The 18886-nt window shown below is 60.2% G+C and carries 15 protein-coding genes; 10 read left to right on the top strand and 5 right to left on the bottom strand.

What is annotated here, in order from left to right:
• Window positions 1-230 precede the first annotated feature (230 nt).
• Window positions 231-1367 carry an FAD-binding oxidoreductase gene (locus HX817_RS11860; RefSeq protein WP_177040283.1) on the top strand — a complete coding sequence of 379 codons (1137 nt, stop codon included), beginning with the start codon at window positions 231-233 and terminating at the stop codon, window positions 1365-1367.
• Window positions 1368-1434: 67 nt separating this feature from the next.
• Here HX817_RS11860 and moaE read toward each other — a convergent pair whose 3' ends face one another.
• The 5 genes from moaE to HX817_RS11835 all read right to left on the bottom strand — a co-directional run bounded on the left by moaE (window position 1435) and on the right by HX817_RS11835 (window position 5632).
• Window positions 1435-1884, bottom strand: coding sequence for a molybdopterin synthase catalytic subunit MoaE (gene moaE, locus HX817_RS11855; protein WP_087692831.1), 450 nt, complete (start codon window positions 1882-1884; stop codon window positions 1435-1437).
• A gap of 2 nt (window positions 1885-1886) precedes the next feature.
• Window positions 1887-2129 (bottom strand): molybdopterin converting factor subunit 1, encoded by a 243-nt coding sequence (moaD, locus tag HX817_RS11850; protein ID WP_177040282.1) that lies wholly within the window; start codon window positions 2127-2129, stop codon window positions 1887-1889.
• On the bottom strand, window positions 2126-2599 hold the full coding sequence (moaC, locus tag HX817_RS11845; protein WP_177040281.1) for a cyclic pyranopterin monophosphate synthase MoaC: 474 nt from the start codon (window positions 2597-2599) through the stop codon (window positions 2126-2128). The genes moaD and moaC overlap by 4 nt, the downstream gene beginning before the upstream one ends.
• A gap of 164 nt (window positions 2600-2763) precedes the next feature.
• Window positions 2764-4158, bottom strand: coding sequence for a PhoH family protein (locus tag HX817_RS11840; RefSeq protein ID WP_008435664.1), 1395 nt, complete (start codon window positions 4156-4158; stop codon window positions 2764-2766).
• Window positions 4159-4507: 349 nt separating this feature from the next.
• Complete coding sequence (locus tag HX817_RS11835) at window positions 4508-5632, bottom strand: polysaccharide deacetylase family protein (protein ID WP_003216300.1); 1125 nt, start codon at window positions 5630-5632, stop codon at window positions 4508-4510.
• Window positions 5633-5927: 295 nt separating this feature from the next.
• On the opposite strand from HX817_RS11835, the gene yaaA reads away from it, so the two are divergent.
• The 9 genes from yaaA (at window position 5928) to HX817_RS11790 (ending at window position 18800) form a co-directional block, all read left to right on the top strand.
• On the top strand, window positions 5928-6707 hold the full coding sequence (yaaA, locus tag HX817_RS11830) for a peroxide stress protein YaaA (protein ID WP_177040280.1): 780 nt from the start codon (window positions 5928-5930) through the stop codon (window positions 6705-6707).
• 868 nt (window positions 6708-7575) lie between these two features.
• The gene (locus HX817_RS11825; protein ID WP_003216295.1) at window positions 7576-8892 is read left to right on the top strand and encodes a nucleotide sugar dehydrogenase; all 1317 of its coding nucleotides are present in this window, start codon (window positions 7576-7578) and stop codon (window positions 8890-8892) included.
• Window positions 8893-8976: 84 nt separating this feature from the next.
• Window positions 8977-10458: a mannuronan synthase gene (alg8, locus tag HX817_RS11820; protein ID WP_017477650.1), complete on the top strand. Its 1482-nt coding sequence runs from the start codon at window positions 8977-8979 to the stop codon at window positions 10456-10458.
• Window positions 10459-10494: 36 nt separating this feature from the next.
• The gene (locus HX817_RS11815; RefSeq protein WP_003216292.1) at window positions 10495-11664 is read left to right on the top strand and encodes an alginate biosynthesis protein Alg44; all 1170 of its coding nucleotides are present in this window, start codon (window positions 10495-10497) and stop codon (window positions 11662-11664) included.
• Window positions 11665-11799: 135 nt separating this feature from the next.
• Entirely contained in the window at window positions 11800-13179 is a 1380-nt protein-coding gene (algK, locus tag HX817_RS11810; protein ID WP_218167325.1) for an alginate biosynthesis TPR repeat lipoprotein AlgK, read from the top strand.
• Window positions 13176-14663: an alginate export family protein gene (locus tag HX817_RS11805; protein ID WP_177040278.1), complete on the top strand. Its 1488-nt coding sequence runs from the start codon at window positions 13176-13178 to the stop codon at window positions 14661-14663. Before algK ends, HX817_RS11805 begins: the two co-directional genes overlap by 4 nt.
• A complete protein-coding gene (gene algG / locus HX817_RS11800; protein WP_177040277.1) occupies window positions 14663-16222 on the top strand; it encodes a mannuronan 5-epimerase AlgG in 1560 nt (519 codons plus the stop codon). The genes HX817_RS11805 and algG overlap by 1 nt, the downstream gene beginning before the upstream one ends.
• Before the next feature lie 11 nt (window positions 16223-16233).
• Window positions 16234-17682, top strand: a complete 1449-nt coding sequence (locus tag HX817_RS11795; protein WP_076014451.1) for an alginate O-acetyltransferase — start codon at window positions 16234-16236, stop codon at window positions 17680-17682.
• 8 nt (window positions 17683-17690) lie between these two features.
• On the top strand, window positions 17691-18800 hold the full coding sequence (locus HX817_RS11790; protein ID WP_008434173.1) for a mannuronate-specific alginate lyase: 1110 nt from the start codon (window positions 17691-17693) through the stop codon (window positions 18798-18800).
• Window positions 18801-18886 lie beyond the last annotated feature (86 nt).

Here is an 18886-nt window from a genome sequence, read left to right as displayed (position 1 = left end):
GAACAGTTATCATCAACGCCACATCTTGTACCGGCCTGATGCAAGTAAGCGCTTTATAGAAGGGACCGCCTACTGTTAGAAATAACAGTTTTTCCGGAATTTTCAGGTCAAAAGGAAATAGCGATTTCCTGCTTTATCGCCAGGCTGAATATAAATGTGAAAGCGGGCTTGTGGAGGAGCAAGCAAGCCTGCACATTTGGTTTCAGCATTTTCAAATCCAGGAGGAACACATGAACCAGGCCGACTACCTCATCATCGGCGGTGGCATCGCCGGCGCATCCGCTGGTTACTGGCTGTCACACCATGCCCGCGTCATCGTGCTGGAACGCGAGTCGATGCCGGGTTACCACTCCACCGGCCGTTCCGCCGCCCTGTACATCGCCGCCTATGGCACGCCCCAGGTCCGCGCACTGACGCTGGGCAGCCGCGCCTTCTTCGATCAGCCGCCCGCAGGCTTTGCCGAACACCCCTTGCTCACCCCACGGGGCGAATTGCTGGTGGACTTGATTGGCGACCCCGGTGAGTTGCAGCGCCAGTACCTGAGTGCCAAAGCCCTTGTGCCAGAAACGCGACTGCTCGACGTCGAGGAGTCGATGGCCATGATGCCGATCCTGCGCCGGGAAAAAGTCCATGGCGGGATCTACGACCCGACCGTGTGTGACATCGATACCGATGCGCTCTATCAAGGTTACCTGCGCGGCATTCGGCGCAATGGCGGAGAAATCCACACCGACAGTGACGTGCAGAAACTGACCCGCGACGGTCAGGGACTGTGGCAAGTGCGCACGGCCCAACAACACTTCAGCGCCCCGGTGATCATCAACGCCGCCGGCGCCTGGGCCGACCATATCGGCGAGTTGGCCGGTGCACAGAAAATCGGCCTGCAACCCAAACGTCGCAGCGCGTTCGTCTTCTCTCCACCCGCCGAGCTGAACATCCACGCATGGCCGGAGCTGGCGGCCCTCGACGGTTCGTTCTATATGAAACCCGACGCGGGCATGTTCCTCGGCTCACCGGCCAATGCCGACCCGGTGGAGCCCCACGACGTGCAGCCGGAAGAGCTGGACATCGCCACCGGCATCTATCACATCGAAGAAGCCACCACCCTGAGTATCCGCCGGCCTGCGCGGACCTGGGCCGGGCTGCGCAGTTTCGTCAGCGATGGTGATCTGGTCTGCGGGTTCGATCCACAGGTGGAGGGATTGTTCTGGATTGCGGCTCAGGGCGGCTACGGGATCCAGACGTCTCCGGCGATGGGCCAGGCCAGTGCGGCGCTGGTGCGCGGCAAGCCGTTGCCGGATGCATTGGCGGCGTTCGGGTTGACCGAAGCGATGCTGTCGCCCCACCGGCTGCAAACCTCGACCTGACCTGTGTGGCGGGGGAGCTTGCTGTGGGGAGGGAGCTCCCTCGCCACAGCAAGCCCCTCGCCACACGTTATTTCCAGCGGTCAGCGGCTGCGTGATCGCTGTCGCGCCCTTCCACCCAGCGCGGCCCTTCGCTGGTGTTTTCCTTCTTCCAGAACGGAGCGCGCGTCTTCAGGTAGTCCATCACAAAGGCGCAGGCATCGAACGCGGCCTGACGATGGGCGCTGGCCGCCGCAACAAACACGATCGGCTCACCCGGCTCCAGGGCGCCAATGCGATGCAACACTTCCAGCTTGAGCAGCGGCCAGCGTTGCTCGGCCTCCACGGCGATTTTGCCGAGGGCCTTTTCAGTCATGCCCGGGTAGTGTTCGAGGAACATCCCTGCCACATCCAGGCCATCATTGAAGTCGCGCACATAGCCGACAAAACTCACCACCGCGCCTACGCCCACATTGGCCGCATGCATCGCATTGACCTCGGCGCCGGGATCAAACGCCTCGGCCTGCACCCGAATCGCCATGGTCAGCCTCCGGTCACGGGCGGGAAGAATGCCACTTCGTCGCCAGCTTGCAGCGGCTCTTCAAGGTCGCACAGTTCCTGGTTACGAGCGCACATCAGGCTGGTCTCATTGAGCACTGCGAATTCCGGGTCACCGGCCAATGCCTGGCGTACAGCGTCGACCGTCGCGAAATCGCCTTCCATCTTCAGGGAGTCCAGGCCAATCGCTTCGCTGTAGCGCGCAAAAAACAGTACGTTGATGCTCATGCCTGGTCCGCCTTGAAATGCCCGCTCTTGCCGCCGAGTTTCTCCAGCAGCCGAATGGCTTCGATGGTCATGCCACGGTCCACGGCCTTGCACATGTCGTAGATCGTCAGGGCGGCAACACTGGCCGCGGTCAACGCTTCCATCTCCACGCCGGTCTGCCCGGAGAGTTTGCAGCGGGCGACGATGCGCACCGCGTCCAAGCCATCGGCACTGAGCTCGACCTTGACCCCGGTGAGCATCAACGGGTGGCACAGGGGAATCAGATCACTGGTTTTTTTTGCGGCCTGGATCCCGGCGATACGGGCCACGGCAAACACGTCGCCCTTGGGGTGGGCGCCGTCGACAATCATTTTCAGGGTCTCGGGCAACATGCGCACCCGCGCTTCGGCCACGGCTTCACGGAACGTCACGGCTTTTTCAGTGACGTCGACCATGTGGGCGCGACCTTGGGAATCGAGATGAGTCAGCACAGGGATACTCCTGATCAGGAGCTCCGATTGTAAACCCAACGCCGATCAAATGTGGGAGCTGGCTTTTGTGGGAGTCGGGCTTGCCCGCGATGCAGGCACCTCGGTATGTCAGTTACACCGAGGTGATGCTATCGCAGGCAAGCCAGCTCCCACATTAACCGTGGTTACAGGTGAGATTCGGCGTATTCGGCCAGAATCGAGCGAGGGACACCTTGCAGCGCAATGTGCACGCCGTTCGGGAAGTCCTTGAAGCGTTCCGTCAGGTAAGTCAGCCCGGAGCTGGTCGCGGACAGGTAAGGGGTGTCGATCTGTGCCAGGTTGCCCAGGCACACCACTTTGGAACCGGCGCCGGCACGGGTGATGATGGTTTTCATCTGGTGCGGCGTGAGGTTCTGGCATTCATCGATCAAAATCAGGCTCTGCTGGAAGCTGCGACCTCGAATGTAGTTGAGGGATTTGAACTGCAACGGCACTTTGCTGAGGATGTAATCGACGCTGCCATGGGTGTTTTCGTCATCCATGTGCAAGGCTTCGAGGTTGTCGGTGATCGCCCCCAGCCACGGCTCCATTTTTTCCGCTTCGGTGCCGGGCAGGAAGCCGATTTCCTGGTCCAGGCCCTGCACGCTGCGGGTGGCGATGATGCGGCGATAGCGTTTGGTAACCATGGTCTGTTCGATGGCGGCGGCCAGGGCGAGGATAGTTTTCCCCGAACCTGCGGCGCCGGTCAGGTTGACCAGGTGGATGTCCGGATCAAGCAAGGCATACAGCGCCAGGCTCTGGTAGATATCACGCGGTTTCAGGCCCCAGGCTTCCTGGTGCAACAGGGGTTCCTGATGCAGGTCGAGGATCAGCAGCTTGTCGACCTGGATCTCTTTGATCCAGCCCACAAAACCCTGTTCGTCGATGATGAATTCGTTGATGTGCACAGCCGGCAGGTTGTCGATCAGCTGTACCTGGTGCCAGGTGCGGCCATGGTCCTGACGGGTTTCGACCTTGCTGACGCGATCCCAGAACGAGCCGGTCATGGTGTGATAACCACGAGACAGCATTGACACGTCGTCAACCAGTTGGTCGGTACTGTAGTCCTCGGCAGCGATCCCACACGCTCGTGCCTTGAGGCGCATATTGATGTCTTTGGTCACCAGCACCAGGCGCAGGTCCTTGTCGCGTGCGTGCAGGTCGATCAATTGGTTGATGATTTTGTTGTCGTTCAGATTCTCCGGCAGCAAGCTGTTGGGCTCGCTGCGCTTGTTCATCAGAATCGACAGCAAGCCCTTGGGCCCGCCTTTGCCACGCTGGATCGGTACGCCCACCTCGACATCGTCGGGGGAGGCTTCGCCGAGGGTCTTGTCGATCAGGCGGATGGCCTGGCGGCATTCGGCGGCAACGCTGTGGTGCCCGCTTTTGAGTTTGTCGAGCTCCTCAAGCACGATCATCGGGATGGCGACGTGGTGTTCTTCGAAGTTGAGCAGTGCGTTTGGATCGTGAATCAGTACATTGGTATCAAGCACATAAAGGATTGGCTGGTCGGAAGAAGGGTTACGTCCATGATCATCCATACTCGGTCACCTTTGTGGGAGCCAGTCGACGCAATACCGCGACAGTGCTGCGCCTCGATTCGACCGTCGAACGCACTTGAGGGGCGTCAAGTGCGGTGCACACAAGAGGTGTCTTGGAAGACGCCACCTGTGTTGCAGGTTTCGGCTGTCTGTCTTCGTAATACCGCAAAACACATGACAGGAAAAAGCACTTTGACGCTTTTTTGAAGTTTATTTTTCAGGATGACGAATAGCACTAGGCGCGCCGGCATTGCACCGTTAAAGTCGGAAGTCCGCCTGTATCGAAATACCTCTCAAATTCCCCCCTGAAAAACCTCAGCCCCAACAGGGCCGGGCTTTTCGTGCGTTTTCAGCGAAACGCTTCGCGGCAATCCTGCCAGCCGAGTCCACTTTCCGCCGTGGCGTGTAAAAGCCAGGGTAAAGCGATGCGCGCCTTGTCCTGGGTGTCGTGGAAGACGATCACCCCGCGCCGCCACAACAGCATCAGTGTGAGCACGCGGTTCGCCGACTCATCAGCCTTGAGCTTGCCGGGTTCGTCTTCCGAGTCGATGTCCCACAAGGCCACTTGCAGCCCTTGTGACTGGAAAAATCCCTGGCTGTCGGACCGGCGCTGACCGTACGGCGGGCGGAACAGCGGCAGGTAGTTTTCCGGCATCAGGTTTTGCGCCAGGGAGGCGCTGCGAGTGATGGACGACTGCCAGTCGACCCAATGGCTATGGGAGCGGTACTGCCAGCCCTGGATGCCGACGCACTGGCCCTGGTACAGCGCCTGCACATCGGTGGCCGAGCTTTTCTCGACGCGGGTTTGCAGGCTGTTGCCCAGCACGAAGAAGAGGCTGTGCATTTTCTGTTTGCGCAGGTAGTCGGCGAGCCAGTCGGTATTGCCGCTGACCGGGGACGGTCCGCTGTCGAAGGTCAGCAGGAACATCCGGTCGTTGAGTTCGTCGCCGTTGCGCTCGTGGTCGCCGAAGCGCGCGATTTCGCTGCTGATCTGGGGGAACAGGGCGGCCTTGCGCAACTGTTCATCCAGGTAGCGCTCGTGGAATGCGCGGCTGGGGCCAGCCCAGCCTATATAGAAGGAGTTGTCGCTGACTTCGAATTTGGCAGCTTGTTCGCGCAGGTCGTCCATGTTTTCCACCAGGTAGCAGAAGGAGGCGTCCTGTTCGCAGCTTTGTTGGGCGAAGGTGTAGTTTTCCAGTAGCCGTTGCCAGAGTTGACGGCGCAGGTCGTCGATCGAGGCCTGGTTGATGATCTTCAGGCCCAGGCGCTGCTTGAGGGCGGGCTCGTCGAGGGATTCGCTGGCGAGCAGGGTGTGGGCGAACATCAGGATTTCTGCGCGTGAGGCGACGTCGAACAGGGCGGGGCTGCTGAGGCGTTCGGGCCAGGTGCCGCGGTCTAGGGTTGCTACATCCACGGGGGCGGCTTGGGCGCCCAGGCAGATGAGCCAGGCTGACAGTAAAAGCGCAATTCGCACGAAGGGTCTCCCTTTCCAGAGTCGTCGGGCACTATAGCCGATCGTGTGGGGGCGCTATTGGGTTGGTGTGTATATGCGTTATTTGAGTGATGGCTTGTATTGGTTCCGCTCTTACAGCGGCTCACTTTTGAACGCTTTTGCAAAGTGACTCACTGTAAGAGCGAAACCATAAGCCGCCGTAACCGCAGAAACGGATATGCCCCCCCAACGACCGCACAGCTATCTATCACCATCATAGGTGGAGTCAAACCGCCCTACCCCCTAGAATCCCCCCACGATTAAAGGAGACGACTTCATGCTGACGGTGATTTCCCCCGCCAAAACCCTCGATTTCGAGTCAAAGCCGGTCACCCCGCGCTTCACCCAGCCGCAATACCTCGACCACTCCCAGGAGCTGATCGAACAACTGCGCGAACTCAGCCCGGCGCAAATCAGCGAACTGATGCACGTCTCCGACAAAATCGGCGGCCTCAACGCCGCACGCTTCGGCAGCTGGACCCCCGCCTTCACCCCCGCCAACGCCAAACAAGCCCTGCTGGCATTCAAGGGCGACGTCTACACCGGCCTCAACGCCGAAACCCTCAAGGACGCCGACTTCACCTACGCCCAGGACCACCTGCGCATGCTCTCCGGCCTGTACGGCCTGCTGCGGCCGCTGGACCTGATGATGCCGTACCGCCTCGAAATGGGCACCAAACTGCCCAACGCCCGTGGCAAGGACCTGTACGCTTTCTGGGGCACCCGCATCAGCGAGTGGCTCAACGAAGCCCTGGCCGAACAAGGCGATGACGTGCTGCTCAACCTCGCGTCCAACGAGTACTTCTCGGCAGTCAAACGCCCGGCATTGAATGCGCGAATCATCAACACCGAGTTCAAGGACCTGAAAAACGGCCAGTACAAGATCATCAGCTTCTACGCCAAGAAGGCCCGGGGCATGATGAGCCGCTTTGTGATTGAAGAACGCATCAACGACCCGGCCCCACTCAAGGAGTTTGACGTGCAGGGTTATCGCTTCAATGCGGAGCAGTCGAAGCCGGATAACCTGGTGTTCCTGCGGGATCACGCACCGGAATAACCTGACAACGAAGATCCAAATGTGGGAGCGGGCTTGCTCGCGAAAGCGGTGGTTCAGTCGATGCCTTTATTGCCTGACACGCCGCTTTCGCGAGCAAGCCCGCTCCCACATTTTGTTTGCATTCCAATTCCGAATTCGCCATTTATTTGGCGTCAAAAATAATTCTTCAGATTCCCTAACATTTATTTCACTCGACATTCGTCAATTTTTTTCGTAGTGGCACCACTTTTTTAAAACAGTAGTGGCACAAAACTATTTACCCCTCGCAACTCCCCGCAACTACTGGCCTAAATAGCAAGTGCTATCAGAATAGTACTAGTGCCATCTTTCCTAATATTTCAAGAAATTTCCGGAAACAGGATGAGTGGACAGGAACTATGTCCTAAAGCACCGCTCATACCACCGGTAACGATTATCTCTGAAGATGTAAGAGATGACTTACGTGGCGACCAAGGGAAGTAGCAAAGTTGTCATATAACTTTGACTCAATGGTCAAATCATCAACTGATTAGTTGAAGGCGGACGCAAAGGTTTCACTACTTTCTCCGACAAGGCCAAGGCTGAGCTCACCTGTATGGGTCAGTGAGACAACCCAAGCCGTTGATATATAAGGGCTCAAAGCCCCTGCCAACGCCTTGCGGCACTGGCGCCAGGCCCTTCCCCAGGAAGGCTGGCTGCATTTCAGGGCAAGCCCCAACAATAAGGCCAAGTTGCGCACAACTTGAGTGCATTAGTTAGTCACTCGACTTTTAGTATGCCTGCACTGGATATACCGACGTTTATTCGTCGCACTTCCCAGTGCCTGGGTGACGCTTCAAAACATGAACTCCGGCCATCTAGTGGCACGATTAACAATGAGGTAAATGCGATGCGCATCAGCATATTTGGTTTGGGTTACGTCGGCGCGGTATGTGCCGGTTGCCTGTCTGCACGGGGCCATGAGGTCGTTGGCGTAGACATCTCCAAGGAAAAGATCGACCTGATCAACGCGGGTAAATCCCCCATCGTTGAACCGGGTCTGGGCGAGCTGTTAAGCCAGGGCGTTCAAACCGGCCGACTGCGCGGCACCACCAATTTCGCCGAGGCAATCCGTGATACCGACCTGTCGATGATTTGCGTCGGCACGCCGAGCAAGAAGAACGGCGACCTGGAACTCAACTACATCGAATCGGTGTGCCGCGAGATCGGTTTTGTCCTGCGTGACAAGACCTCCCGTCACACCATCGTGGTCCGCAGCACCGTACTGCCAGGTACCGTGGCCAATGTGGTGATTCCGATTCTCGAAGACTGCTCGGGCAAGAAAGCCGGCGTCGACTTCGGCGTCGCCGTAAACCCTGAGTTCCTGCGTGAAAGCACCGCCATCGCCGACTACGACCTCCCGCCGATGACCGTCATCGGTGAATTCGACACCGCTTCCGGCGATGTTCTGCAGTCGCTGTACGAAGAACTCGACGCGCCGATCATCCGCAAGGACATCGCCGTCGCCGAGATGATCAAGTACACCTGCAACGTCTGGCATGCGACCAAAGTGACCTTCGCCAACGAGATCGGCAACATCGCCAAGGCGGTAGGTGTCGACGGTCGCGAAGTGATGGAAGTGGTCTGCCAGGACAAGACCCTCAACCTGTCCCAGTACTACATGCGCCCGGGCTTTGCCTTCGGCGGTTCCTGCCTGCCCAAGGACGTGCGCGCCCTGACGTACCGCGCCGGCTCCCTCGACGTGGATGCGCCGCTGCTCAACTCGCTGATGCGCAGCAACGAGTCCCAGGTGCAAAACGCTTTCGACATCGTTTCCAGCCACGACAAACGCAAAGTCGCCCTGCTGGGCCTGAGCTTCAAGGCCGGCACCGATGACCTGCGCGAAAGCCCGCTGGTGGAACTGGCAGAGATGCTGATCGGCAAGGGTTTCGACCTGAGCATCTACGACAGCAACGTCGAATACGCTCGCGTGCACGGCGCCAACAAGGACTACATCGAAGGCAAGATTCCTCACGTGTCGTCCCTGCTCAACTCGGACTTCGACGAAGTGATCAACAACTCCGACGTGATCATCCTGGGCAACCGCGATGAGAAGTTCCGTGCCCTGGCGCACAACGCACCCCACGGCAAGCAAGTGGTCGACCTGGTGGGCTTCATGTCCAAGGCCACCAGCGTGAGCGGCCGTACCGAAGGCATTTGCTGGTAACAGCAACGGCAAGTTTCAAGCGGCAAGCGTCCTGATCCCCGGCGCTTGCTGCTTGAAGCCTCCTTCACCTGCGGAATGACGCCTATGTCCAAGTTAAAACACGTACTCCTCCAATCTGCCGGCTGGCTGTTTTTCCTGAGCCTGCTGATGGGACTCGCCCTGCTGTTGCCGGCGAGTACGTTCGACTCAGAGTCGAAGAATTTTATTTTCCTGATTGGCGCCGTCGGTATCTGGCGCTACTCGATGGGTGCTACGCATTTCTTTCGCGGCATGCTGTTCCTGTACGTGGTCTACCCGCACCTGCGGCGCAAAGTGCGCAAGCTGGGCAAGGCAGCAGACCCGTCCCACGTATTCCTGATGGTTACCAGCTTTCGGATCGACGCGCTGACCACGGCCCAGGTCTACAGCTCGGTGATCCGCGAGGCCATCGAATGTGGCTTCCCTACCACCGTGGTCTGCTCCCTGGTGGAAATGTCCGATGAGCTGCTGGTCAAGAGCCTGTGGGCCAGGATGAACCCGCCCGACCACGTCAAACTGGACTTCGTGCGCATCGCCGGTACCGGCAAGCGTGACGGCCTGGCCTTCGGTTTTCGCGCCATCTCCCGCCACCTGCCGGACGACCGTGCCGTAGTGGCCGTGATCGATGGCGACACCGTGCTCGCCGAGGGCGTAGTGCGCAAGACCGTGCCGTGGTTCCAGCTGTTCGGCAATGTCGGCGGCCTGACCACCAACGAGTTCTGCGAAGTGCGCGGCGGCTACATCATGAGCGAGTGGCACAAGCTGCGCTTCGCCCAGCGCCACATCAACATGTGCTCCATGGCCCTGTCCAAACGCGTGCTGACCATGACCGGCCGCATGTCGGTATTCCGCGCCAACGTGGTCACCGACCCGGGCTTCATTGCCGATGTGGAAAGCGACTCGCTGCAACACTGGCGCCTGGGCCGCTTCAAGTTTTTGACCGGTGACGACAAGTCCAGCTGGTTCAGCCTGATGCGCCTGGGCTACGACACCTTTTATGTGCCGGACGCCGCGATCCACACCGTGGAACACCCGCCGGAAAAGAGCTTTATCAAGGCCAGCCGCAAACTGATGTTCCGCTGGTACGGCAACAACCTGCGCCAGAACTCACGTGCCCTGGGCCTGGGTATGCGTCGCCTGGGCCTGTTCACCAGCATCGTGCTGTTTGATCAACGCGTGTCGATGTGGACCTCTCTGCTGGGGCTGACCGTGGCGATCATCGCCACCTTCAAATACGGCGGCGCGTTCATCCTCGCCTACCTGCTGTGGATCGGCATCACCCGCCTGATTCTGACCCTGCTGCTGTCGTGCTCCGGCCACAAGATCGGCCCGGCTTACCCGGTGATTCTCTATTACAACCAGATCATGGGCGCGCTGGTGAAGATCTACGTGTTCTTCCGCCTTGATCAACAGTCCTGGACCCGCCAGGACACCAAACTGACCCGCGATTTGGCCAGCTTTCAACGTTGGTTCAACACCTGGTCGTCTCGGACCATGACCTTCTCCGCCGGCAGCATTTTCGTCGCCGTGTTGCTGATGATGGTTTGACCCTGCCAAGCCTGAATTAACTAGGAACTAAACACCATGAATAGCCCAGTAAACGCCAACGTTGTCCACGAATCCGAAGCCCAGCGCCAACACGCCCGGGTCAAAATCCCGGCCAAGCTGCGCTTCTTCGGCGCCGATCAAACACCGATGGAAGTGCGGGTGATCGACCTGTCAGCCGGCGGCCTGGCCTTCAACGCCCCGCAGCAGCCGCTGAAAGTCGGCGATGTGCACAAGGGTCGCTTGCAATTCGTGATCGACAACCTGGGCCTGGCGATGGACGTCGAGCTGCAGATTCGCTCCTACGACCGCCAGACCGGCCGCACCGGTTGCCAGTTCCAGAACCTCGATGCACAAGACATCTCCACCCTGCGCCACCTGATCACCTCGCACCTGGCCGGTGACATCGTAACCATGGGTGACGTGCTGGCAACCCTGCAACGCGACAACTTCACCAAGGCGCGCAAGGTCAAGGACGGCGGCAGCAACATGAGCGTCGGTGGCCGCCTGCGGGCCGTGACTTTCAGCCTCGGGATCTTCGTGGTGGGCCTGGCGGCATTCGGCTTCGTGGTCAAATCGGTGTACGGCATGTACTTCGTCAGCCACGCCACCTCCGGCCTGGTGAGCGTGCCCGGGATGAACGTGACCATGCCCCGCGATGGCACCGTGCAAAGCCTGATCAAAGGCGATGCGGTCGCCGCCAAAGGCGCGCCATTGGCAACCTTCAGCACCAGCATGCTCGACGTACTCAAGGGCCATCTGGACGAAGACCAGCTGCAACCGGCCAAGGTCGAAGAGCTGTTCGGCAAGCAAATGACCGGCACCCTCACCTCCCCTTGCGACTGCGTCGTGGCCCAGCAACTGGTCGCCGACGGTCAGTACGCCAGCAAGGGCGACGTGATCTTCCAACTGGTGCCACGCGGCAGCCAGGCCAACGTTGATGCACGTTTCTCCTATCGCCAGTTTGCCGACGTTCGCCCGGGCACCCGCGTGAACTTCCAGGTAGCGGATGAAGAGCAGGTACGCACCGGCACCATCGTCAGCAGCACCAGCCTGAACAGCAGCGAAATGTCCTCCGACATCCGCGTGCAGATCAAACCCGACGCCCCGCTGGACAGCACCTACGCCGGTCGCCCGGTTGAAGTGACCAGCGATCGCGGCCCGTCCCTGAACTGGCTGATCGACAAAGCCATGGCCAACGGTCTGTAAGCAGAGGACATGCCTGTGATGACTCTCTCAAAAACACCGCAATCCCTGTGGGAGCGGGCTTGCTCGCGAAAGCAGTGTGTCAGCCAACACATGCATCAACTGACAGGGCCCCTTCGCGAGCAAGCCCGCTCCCACATGGGAACTGTGGCGTTGCTGGCTGTTGCGGTCAGCCTCGCCGGTTGCGCCGGCCTGCCCGACCAACGCCTGGCCAATGAAGCGCTGAAACGTGGCGACACCGTCACTGCCCAGCAGAACTACCAGCAGCTCGCGGATTTGGGCTACAGCGAGGCCCAAGTGGGCCTGGCGGATATCCAGGTCGGCACCCGCGACCCCGAGCAAATCAAGCAGGCCGAAGCGACGTACCGCGCGGCCGCCGATACCTCGCCCCGTGCCCAGGCACGCCTGGGCCGCCTGCTGGTGGCCAAGCCCGGCGCGACCGAAGCCGAACACCATGAAGCCGAAGGCCTGCTGAAAAAAGCCTTTGCCAATGGCGAAGGCAACACCCTGATTCCGCTGGCAATGCTCTACCTGCAATACCCGCACAGTTTCCCGAACATCAACGCCCAGCAGCAGATCAGCAAATGGCGCGCCTCGGGTTACCCGGAAGCCGGTCTCGCCCAGGTGCTGCTGTATCGCACCCAGGACACCTACGACCAGCACCTGGATGAAGTGGAAAGCATCTGCAAGGCGGCGCTGAACACCACCGATATCTGCTACGTCGAGCTGGCCACGGTCTACCAGAAAAAAGCCGAGCCGGAAAAACAGGCCGAACTGCTCAAGCAGATGGAAGCCGGCTACAGCCGCGGCACCGTCACCGCCCAGCGAGTCGACAGCGTGGCTCGTGTACTGGGTGATGCAAGCCTGGGCAAGACCGACGAAAAAACCGCCCAGGCCCTGCTGGAAAAAATCGCCCCCGGCTACCCGGCCTCCTGGGTCAGCCTGGCGCAACTGCTCTACGACTTCCCGGAACTGGGCGACGTCGACCAGATGATGAAGTACCTCGACAACGGCCGCGCCGCCGACCAGCCCCGCGCCGAACTGTTGCTGGGCAAGCTCTACTACGAAGGCAAGTGGGTCCCGGCTGACGCCAAGGCCGCCGAAGAACACTTCCAGAAAGCCGTCGGCCGCGAAGTCGCCGCCGACTACTACCTCGGCCAGATCTACCGCCGTGGCTACCTGGGCAAGGTCTATTCGCAAAAGGCCCTGGACCATCTGTTGACCGCTGCGCGCAACGGCCAGAACAGCGCCGACTTCGCGATTGCCCAGCTGTTTTCCCAAGGCAAGGGCACCAAGCCCGACCCGCTTAACGCCTATGTCTTCAGCCAGTTGGCCAAGGCCCAGGACACGCCGGAAGCCAACGACCTGGCGACCCAGCTCGAAGCGCCGCTGACCCCGGAACAACGCGCCGAAGGCCAACGCCTGGTGCAACAGGAGCTGGCCGTGCGCGGCACCCTGGCCCAAAGCACGCTGCAATTGCACGCCCTGCAAGAAGAAGACGGCGAGGAATCCCTATGAAGCTCAACCCATTCGTCAAGGCCGGCATCGGCCTGACCTTCGCCCTGCTGTGGTCGTGCCCGACCCTGGCGGCGCTGACCGAAGCCAAGAACTTCGGCCTGGAAGTCAAAGTCACCGGCCAGTCCGAAGATGACCGCGACCTGGGCACCCAGAAAGGCGGCGACGTCAACGGCATCGGCCTTGACCTGCGCCCGTGGATCTACGGTGAAGGCGGCAACTGGAGCGCCTACGCCATGGGCCAGGCCGTGACCTCCAGCGACATCATCGAGACCGACACCCTGCAACAGTCCTCGGATGACGCCACTCAACAGACCAGCAATGACGACCGCAAGAGCAAGAAGAACTACCTGGCGATGCGCGAGTTCTGGGTCGCCTATGGCGGCTTCACGCCCTACCCCGGCGAGATCCTCAAGCTCGGTCGCCAACGCCTGCGCAATGACGACGGCCAATGGCGCGACACCAATATCGAAGCGCTGAACTGGACCTTCGACACCACCTTGCTCAAGGCCAATGTCGGCGTCGCCGAGCGCTTCAGCGAATACCGCACCGACCTCAAGGAACTGTCGCCCAAGGACAAGGACCGTCAGCACCTGTACGCCGACGCCGCCTACCAGTGGACGCCAGGCCAGTGGATCGGCCTGCGCGCGCACCACACCCATGATGACGGCAAGCTCGACTACCCGGAACCGGGCGTGGCCACCGACTCGCTGGACAAGCGCGAGAACGGCGACCTGACCTGGCTCGGCATCGAAGCCAACAGCGACGCCTACAACTGGCGCAACACCAACACCGTCAACTACTGGGCGAGCGTCACCGGCATGCAGGGCGACCGCGACACGGTCAACGCCTTGAACGCCGACGGCACCCGCCCGGCCAACGCCAAGCGCAGCGATGACGTGAATGGCTGGGCCACCGATTTGGGTGTACGCCTGCGCCTCGACCCGCAGTGGCAAGTGGGCGCCGCCTACTCCCGCGCCAGTGCCGAATACGAGCAGAACGGCCTGCAAAGCAACCGTTCAAACTGGACCGGTACCCAGTCCCGCGTCCACCGCTTCGGCGAAGCGTTTCGCGGCGAGATGAACAACATGCAGTCCATGAGCCTGTTCGGTTCGTGGCAGCTGCGCGAGGACTATGACGCAAGCCTTGTGTACCACAAGTTCTGGCGCGTCGACGGCAACAAGCCGGTGGGCAGCAACGGCATCGATGCCGTGCAGAACAACACCGATGACGTGACCGGCGCGATCCTGTCCAGCACGTCCCTGCCGCTTGAAGACGGCAAGAAAGATCTCGGCCAGGAGATGGACCTGGTGGTCACCAAGTACTTCAAGAAAGGCCTGCTGCCGGCCGGGCTCAGCCAGTCGATCGACGAGCCGTCGGCCCTGGTGCGCTTCCGTGCAGGCGTGTTCAAGCCGGGCGACGCCTATGGCAGCCAGGTCGACTCGTACATGCATCGCGCCTTTGTCGACGTGATCTGGAAGTTCTGATGGGAGCCTGCGCAATGAAGTCTCAAAGCCTGCTCGTCGCGGCCATGCTGCTGGCCAGCGCCTCGGCCTTCGCCGACAAAGCGCCGACCATCGCCAAAGAGCTGCAACAGGCCAAGACCTACACCATCTCCAGCCCGCCGACCGAGCCGCTGGAGATGGCCAAGCCTGCGCTGCCGGACGTGTCCGGCTACACCGCGGCCAATATCGCGAAAAAGATCGTGCGTACCAAGCCAGGCAAAATCAGCATCCGCCGGATGATGCAGGAAGACGCCCTGAAGGACTTCATCGGCGGCGACAACAAGATGGCCGAATGGGTAGTGCGCCAGCACGGCATTCCCCAGGCGATCTTTGTCGACGACGGCTACATGAACCTCAAGGACCTGCTGAAGAAAGTGCCCAAGCAGTACTTCAGCGAAACCTCGCCGGGGGTGTTCCTGGCCAAGTTGCCGATCGTGGTGGGCCGTAAAGGCATCCTCGAAATCGACAAGCAGACTCAAGAGCTGCGCCTGTCCCAGGAAGCCGGTTCGTTCCTGATCAACGACGGCCAGCTGTTCGTACGTGACACCAGAATCACCGGCTGGCGCGAGAAGACCAACGGCCCGGCGACCTTCCAGTCGCCCAAGGAATTCCGCCCGTTCCTGCTGGCCTGGGGCGGCACCGAGACCTACATCGCCAACAGCAAGATGGCCAGTTTCGGCTACGCCAACAGTAAGTCGTATGGCGTGAGTATTTCCCAGTACACGCCGAACATGGCCAAGGTGCTCAAGCGCCCCGAGCCGACGGGCTGGATCGTCGACTCCGAGTTCTCGGACATGTGGTACGGCTTCTACTGCTACGAAACCACCGGCTTTGTGCTCAAGGGCAATACCTACAAGGACAACATCGTCTACGGCATTGACCCCCACGACCGTTCACACGGCCTGATCATCACCGACAACACCGTCTACGGCACGAAGAAGAAGCACGGCATCATCATTTCCCGGGAAGTGAACGACAGCTTCATCTTCAACAACCGCAGCTTCGACAACAAGCTCTCGGGCCTGGTGATCGACCGTAACAGCGTCAACAACCTGATCGCCGACAACGAGATCTACCGCAACCACACCGACGGCATCACCCTCTATGAGAGCGGCGATAACCTGCTGTGGGGCAACAAGGTGATCAGCAACCGTCGCCATGGCATCCGCGTGCGTAACAGCGTGAACATTCGCCTGTACGAGAACGTTGCCATGGCCAACGGGCTGACCGGCGTGTACGGCCACATCAAGGATTTGACCGACACCGACCGCGACATCGCCCTCGACCCGTTCGACACCAAGGTCTCGCTGATTGTGGTGGGCGGTGAGCTGGCCGCCAACGGCAGCGGGCCGCTGTCCATCGACTCGCCGTTGAGCATCGAGCTGTACCGCGTATCGATGCTTGCGCCGACCAAATCCAGTGGCATCAGCTTCTCGGGCGTTCTTGGCGATCGCCAGGAAGAGATCCTCGACTTGCTGGTACGCCAGAAGAAAGCCGTGCTGATCGACCCTGTCGAACGCCAGACCGAAATGCAGGACTGAGGATGACCTTTATGCACCCACACATGATCAAACTGCTCAGCCTTTCGGGTTTGACCCTCGGCCTGCTCGCGGCCAGCCAGGGCGTGCGCGCCGACGAAATCAAGGCGCCAACCTTCACCGCCGAACCGTGCTGCAGCCTGTGCCCGGCCGCCCACGACGCGAAGAACTACACCACCCGCTACCAGCAGAACTTCACCACCCTGGTGCAAGCCCAGGGCGACTGGCTGTTCCGGACCCAGGAAGACCTGCGCACCGAATTCGACACCAGCCCCGCCGGCTACAAACGCATGCAGCAGCTGCACGATGCGTTCAAGAGCAAGGGCGTGGAACTGGTGGTGGTCTACCAGCCGACCCGTGGCTTGGTGAACCGCAACAAGCTCAACCCTGAAGAGAAAGCCAGGTTCGATTTCGACAAGGCCCTGGGCAATTACAAGACCATGCTCGGGCGCTTCGCCAAGATGGGCTACGTCGTACCGGACCTGTCGCCGCTGACCAACGAGCAACTGCCGGATGAATTGCCGGCCCACGATTTCTACTTCCGCGGCGACCAACACTGGACGCCATACGGCGCCCAGCGCACCGCCAAAATCGTCGGCGCGAAAGTGCGGGCGATGCCTGAATTTGCCGGCATCCCCCAGCGCGAATTCGAGACCAAACGGTCCGGGCGCATGGGCAAGACCGGCACCCTGCATAACATGGCCGGGCAACTGTGCGGCACCAGCTACGCGATCCAGTACATGGACCAGTTCACCACCGAGCCCAAGGGCGAAGCGGCAGACGGCGACCTGTTCGGTGATTCCGGCAACCCGCAGATCACCCTCGTGGGTACCAGCCACAGTGGCAAGAACTACAATTTCGCCGGCTTCCTGGAACAGGAAATCGGTGCCGACATCCTTAACGTCGCCTTCCCCGGTGGTGGCCTGGAAGGCTCGATGATCCAGTACCTGGGCAGCGAAGAATTCCAGAAGACCCCGCCGAAGATCCTGATCTGGGAATTCTCGCCGCTGTATCGCCTGGACCAGGAGACCATCTACCGCCAGATGATGTCGCTGCTGGACAACGGCTGTGAAGGCAAGACCGCCCAGATGAGCGCCAGCACCACGCTGAAACCCGGCAAGAACGAATTGCTGGTGAACAGTTCGAACAAAGACCTGCGCAACAGCAGTCACCAGGTCGACATCCGCTTCGCCGACCCATCGGTGAAAACCCTGCAAGCCACCCTCTGGTACATGAACGGGCGCCACGAGGACATCAAGATCGAGAAACCCGAAACATCCGATACAGACGGGCGTTTCGCCTTTGAACTGCGCACCGATGAAGACTGGGCCACGCAAAACCTGCTGGCCGTGGAAGTGCAGGGCCCTGAAGCGGGCCAGGCCGCGCAGAAAGTCGAAGCGAAAATTTGCACACGCAACGTATTCCCCGCCGGTGGTCAACAGACTGCTTCAACGGGGCAATGAGGTTACTTATGCAGAAGTTATTGATTCCAACGCTGCTGGGCCTGGCAATGTTTGCCGGCCAAGTCAACGCCGCCGCACCACTGCGTCCGCCCCAGGGTTATTTCGCCCCGGTGGAAGCATTCAAGACCGGCGACTTCAAGAATGACTGCGACGCCATGCCGGCGCCGTACACCGGCTCGCTGCAATTTCGCAGCAAGTACGAAGGTTCGGACAAGGCTCGTTCCACCCTGAATGTGCAGTCCGAAAAAGCCTTTCGCGACAGCACCGCCGACATCACCAAGCTGGAAAAAGACACCAGCAAGCGCGTGATGCAATTCATGCGCGACGGCCGTCCGGAGCAGTTGGAATGCACGCTGAACTGGCTCACGAGCTGGGCCAAGGCCGATGCATTGATGTCCAAGGACTTCAACCACACCGGCAAGTCCATGCGCAAATGGGCACTGGGCAGCATGGCGTCGGCCTATGTGCGCCTGAAGTTCTCCGACTCTCATCCGCTGGCCAACCACCAGCAGGAGTCGCAGTTGATCGAAGCCTGGTTCAGCAAAATGGCCGACCAGGTGGTGAGCGACTGGGACAACCTGCCGCTGGATAAAACCAACAACCACTCCTACTGGGCTGCCTGGTCGGTGATGGCGACCTCCGTCGCCGTGAACCGCCGCGACCTGTTTGACTGGGCCGTGAAGGAATACAAGGTCGGCGCCAACCAGGTGGATGCCCAAGGCTTCCTGCCCAACGAATTGAAGCGTCAGCAACGGGCCCTGTCGTACCACAACTACGCCCTGCCGCCGCTGGCGATGATCGCCAGTTTTGCCCTGGTGAACGGTGTGGACCTGCGCCAGGAAAACAACGGCGCGTTGAAACGCCTGGGTGACAAGGTGCTGGCCGGGGTGAAAGACCCGGAGATTTTCGAGCAGAAGAACGGCAAGGAACAGGACATGAAGGACCTCAAGGAAGACATGAAATTTGCCTGGCTTGAGCCCTTCTGCACCCTCTACACCTGCGCCCCGGATGTGATCGAGCGCAAGCACGGGATGCAGCCGTTCAAGACGTTCCGCCTGGGGGGTGACCTGACCAAGGTCTACGACCCGGCGCATGAGAAAGGCAACAAAGGCAGCTAGTCGCTGATCGTTCCCACGCTCCGCGTGGGAATGCAGCCAGGGACGCTCCGCGTCCCAAAAGCGGACGCAGAGCGTCCAGTGAGGCA

Source organism: Pseudomonas sp. C6002 (assembly GCF_013385805.1).
In the GTDB taxonomy this organism is placed as follows: domain Bacteria; phylum Pseudomonadota; class Gammaproteobacteria; order Pseudomonadales; family Pseudomonadaceae; genus Aquipseudomonas.
Note: the sequence above shows the minus strand (reverse complement) of the source record. Positions and strands in the feature narration are given on the sequence as shown.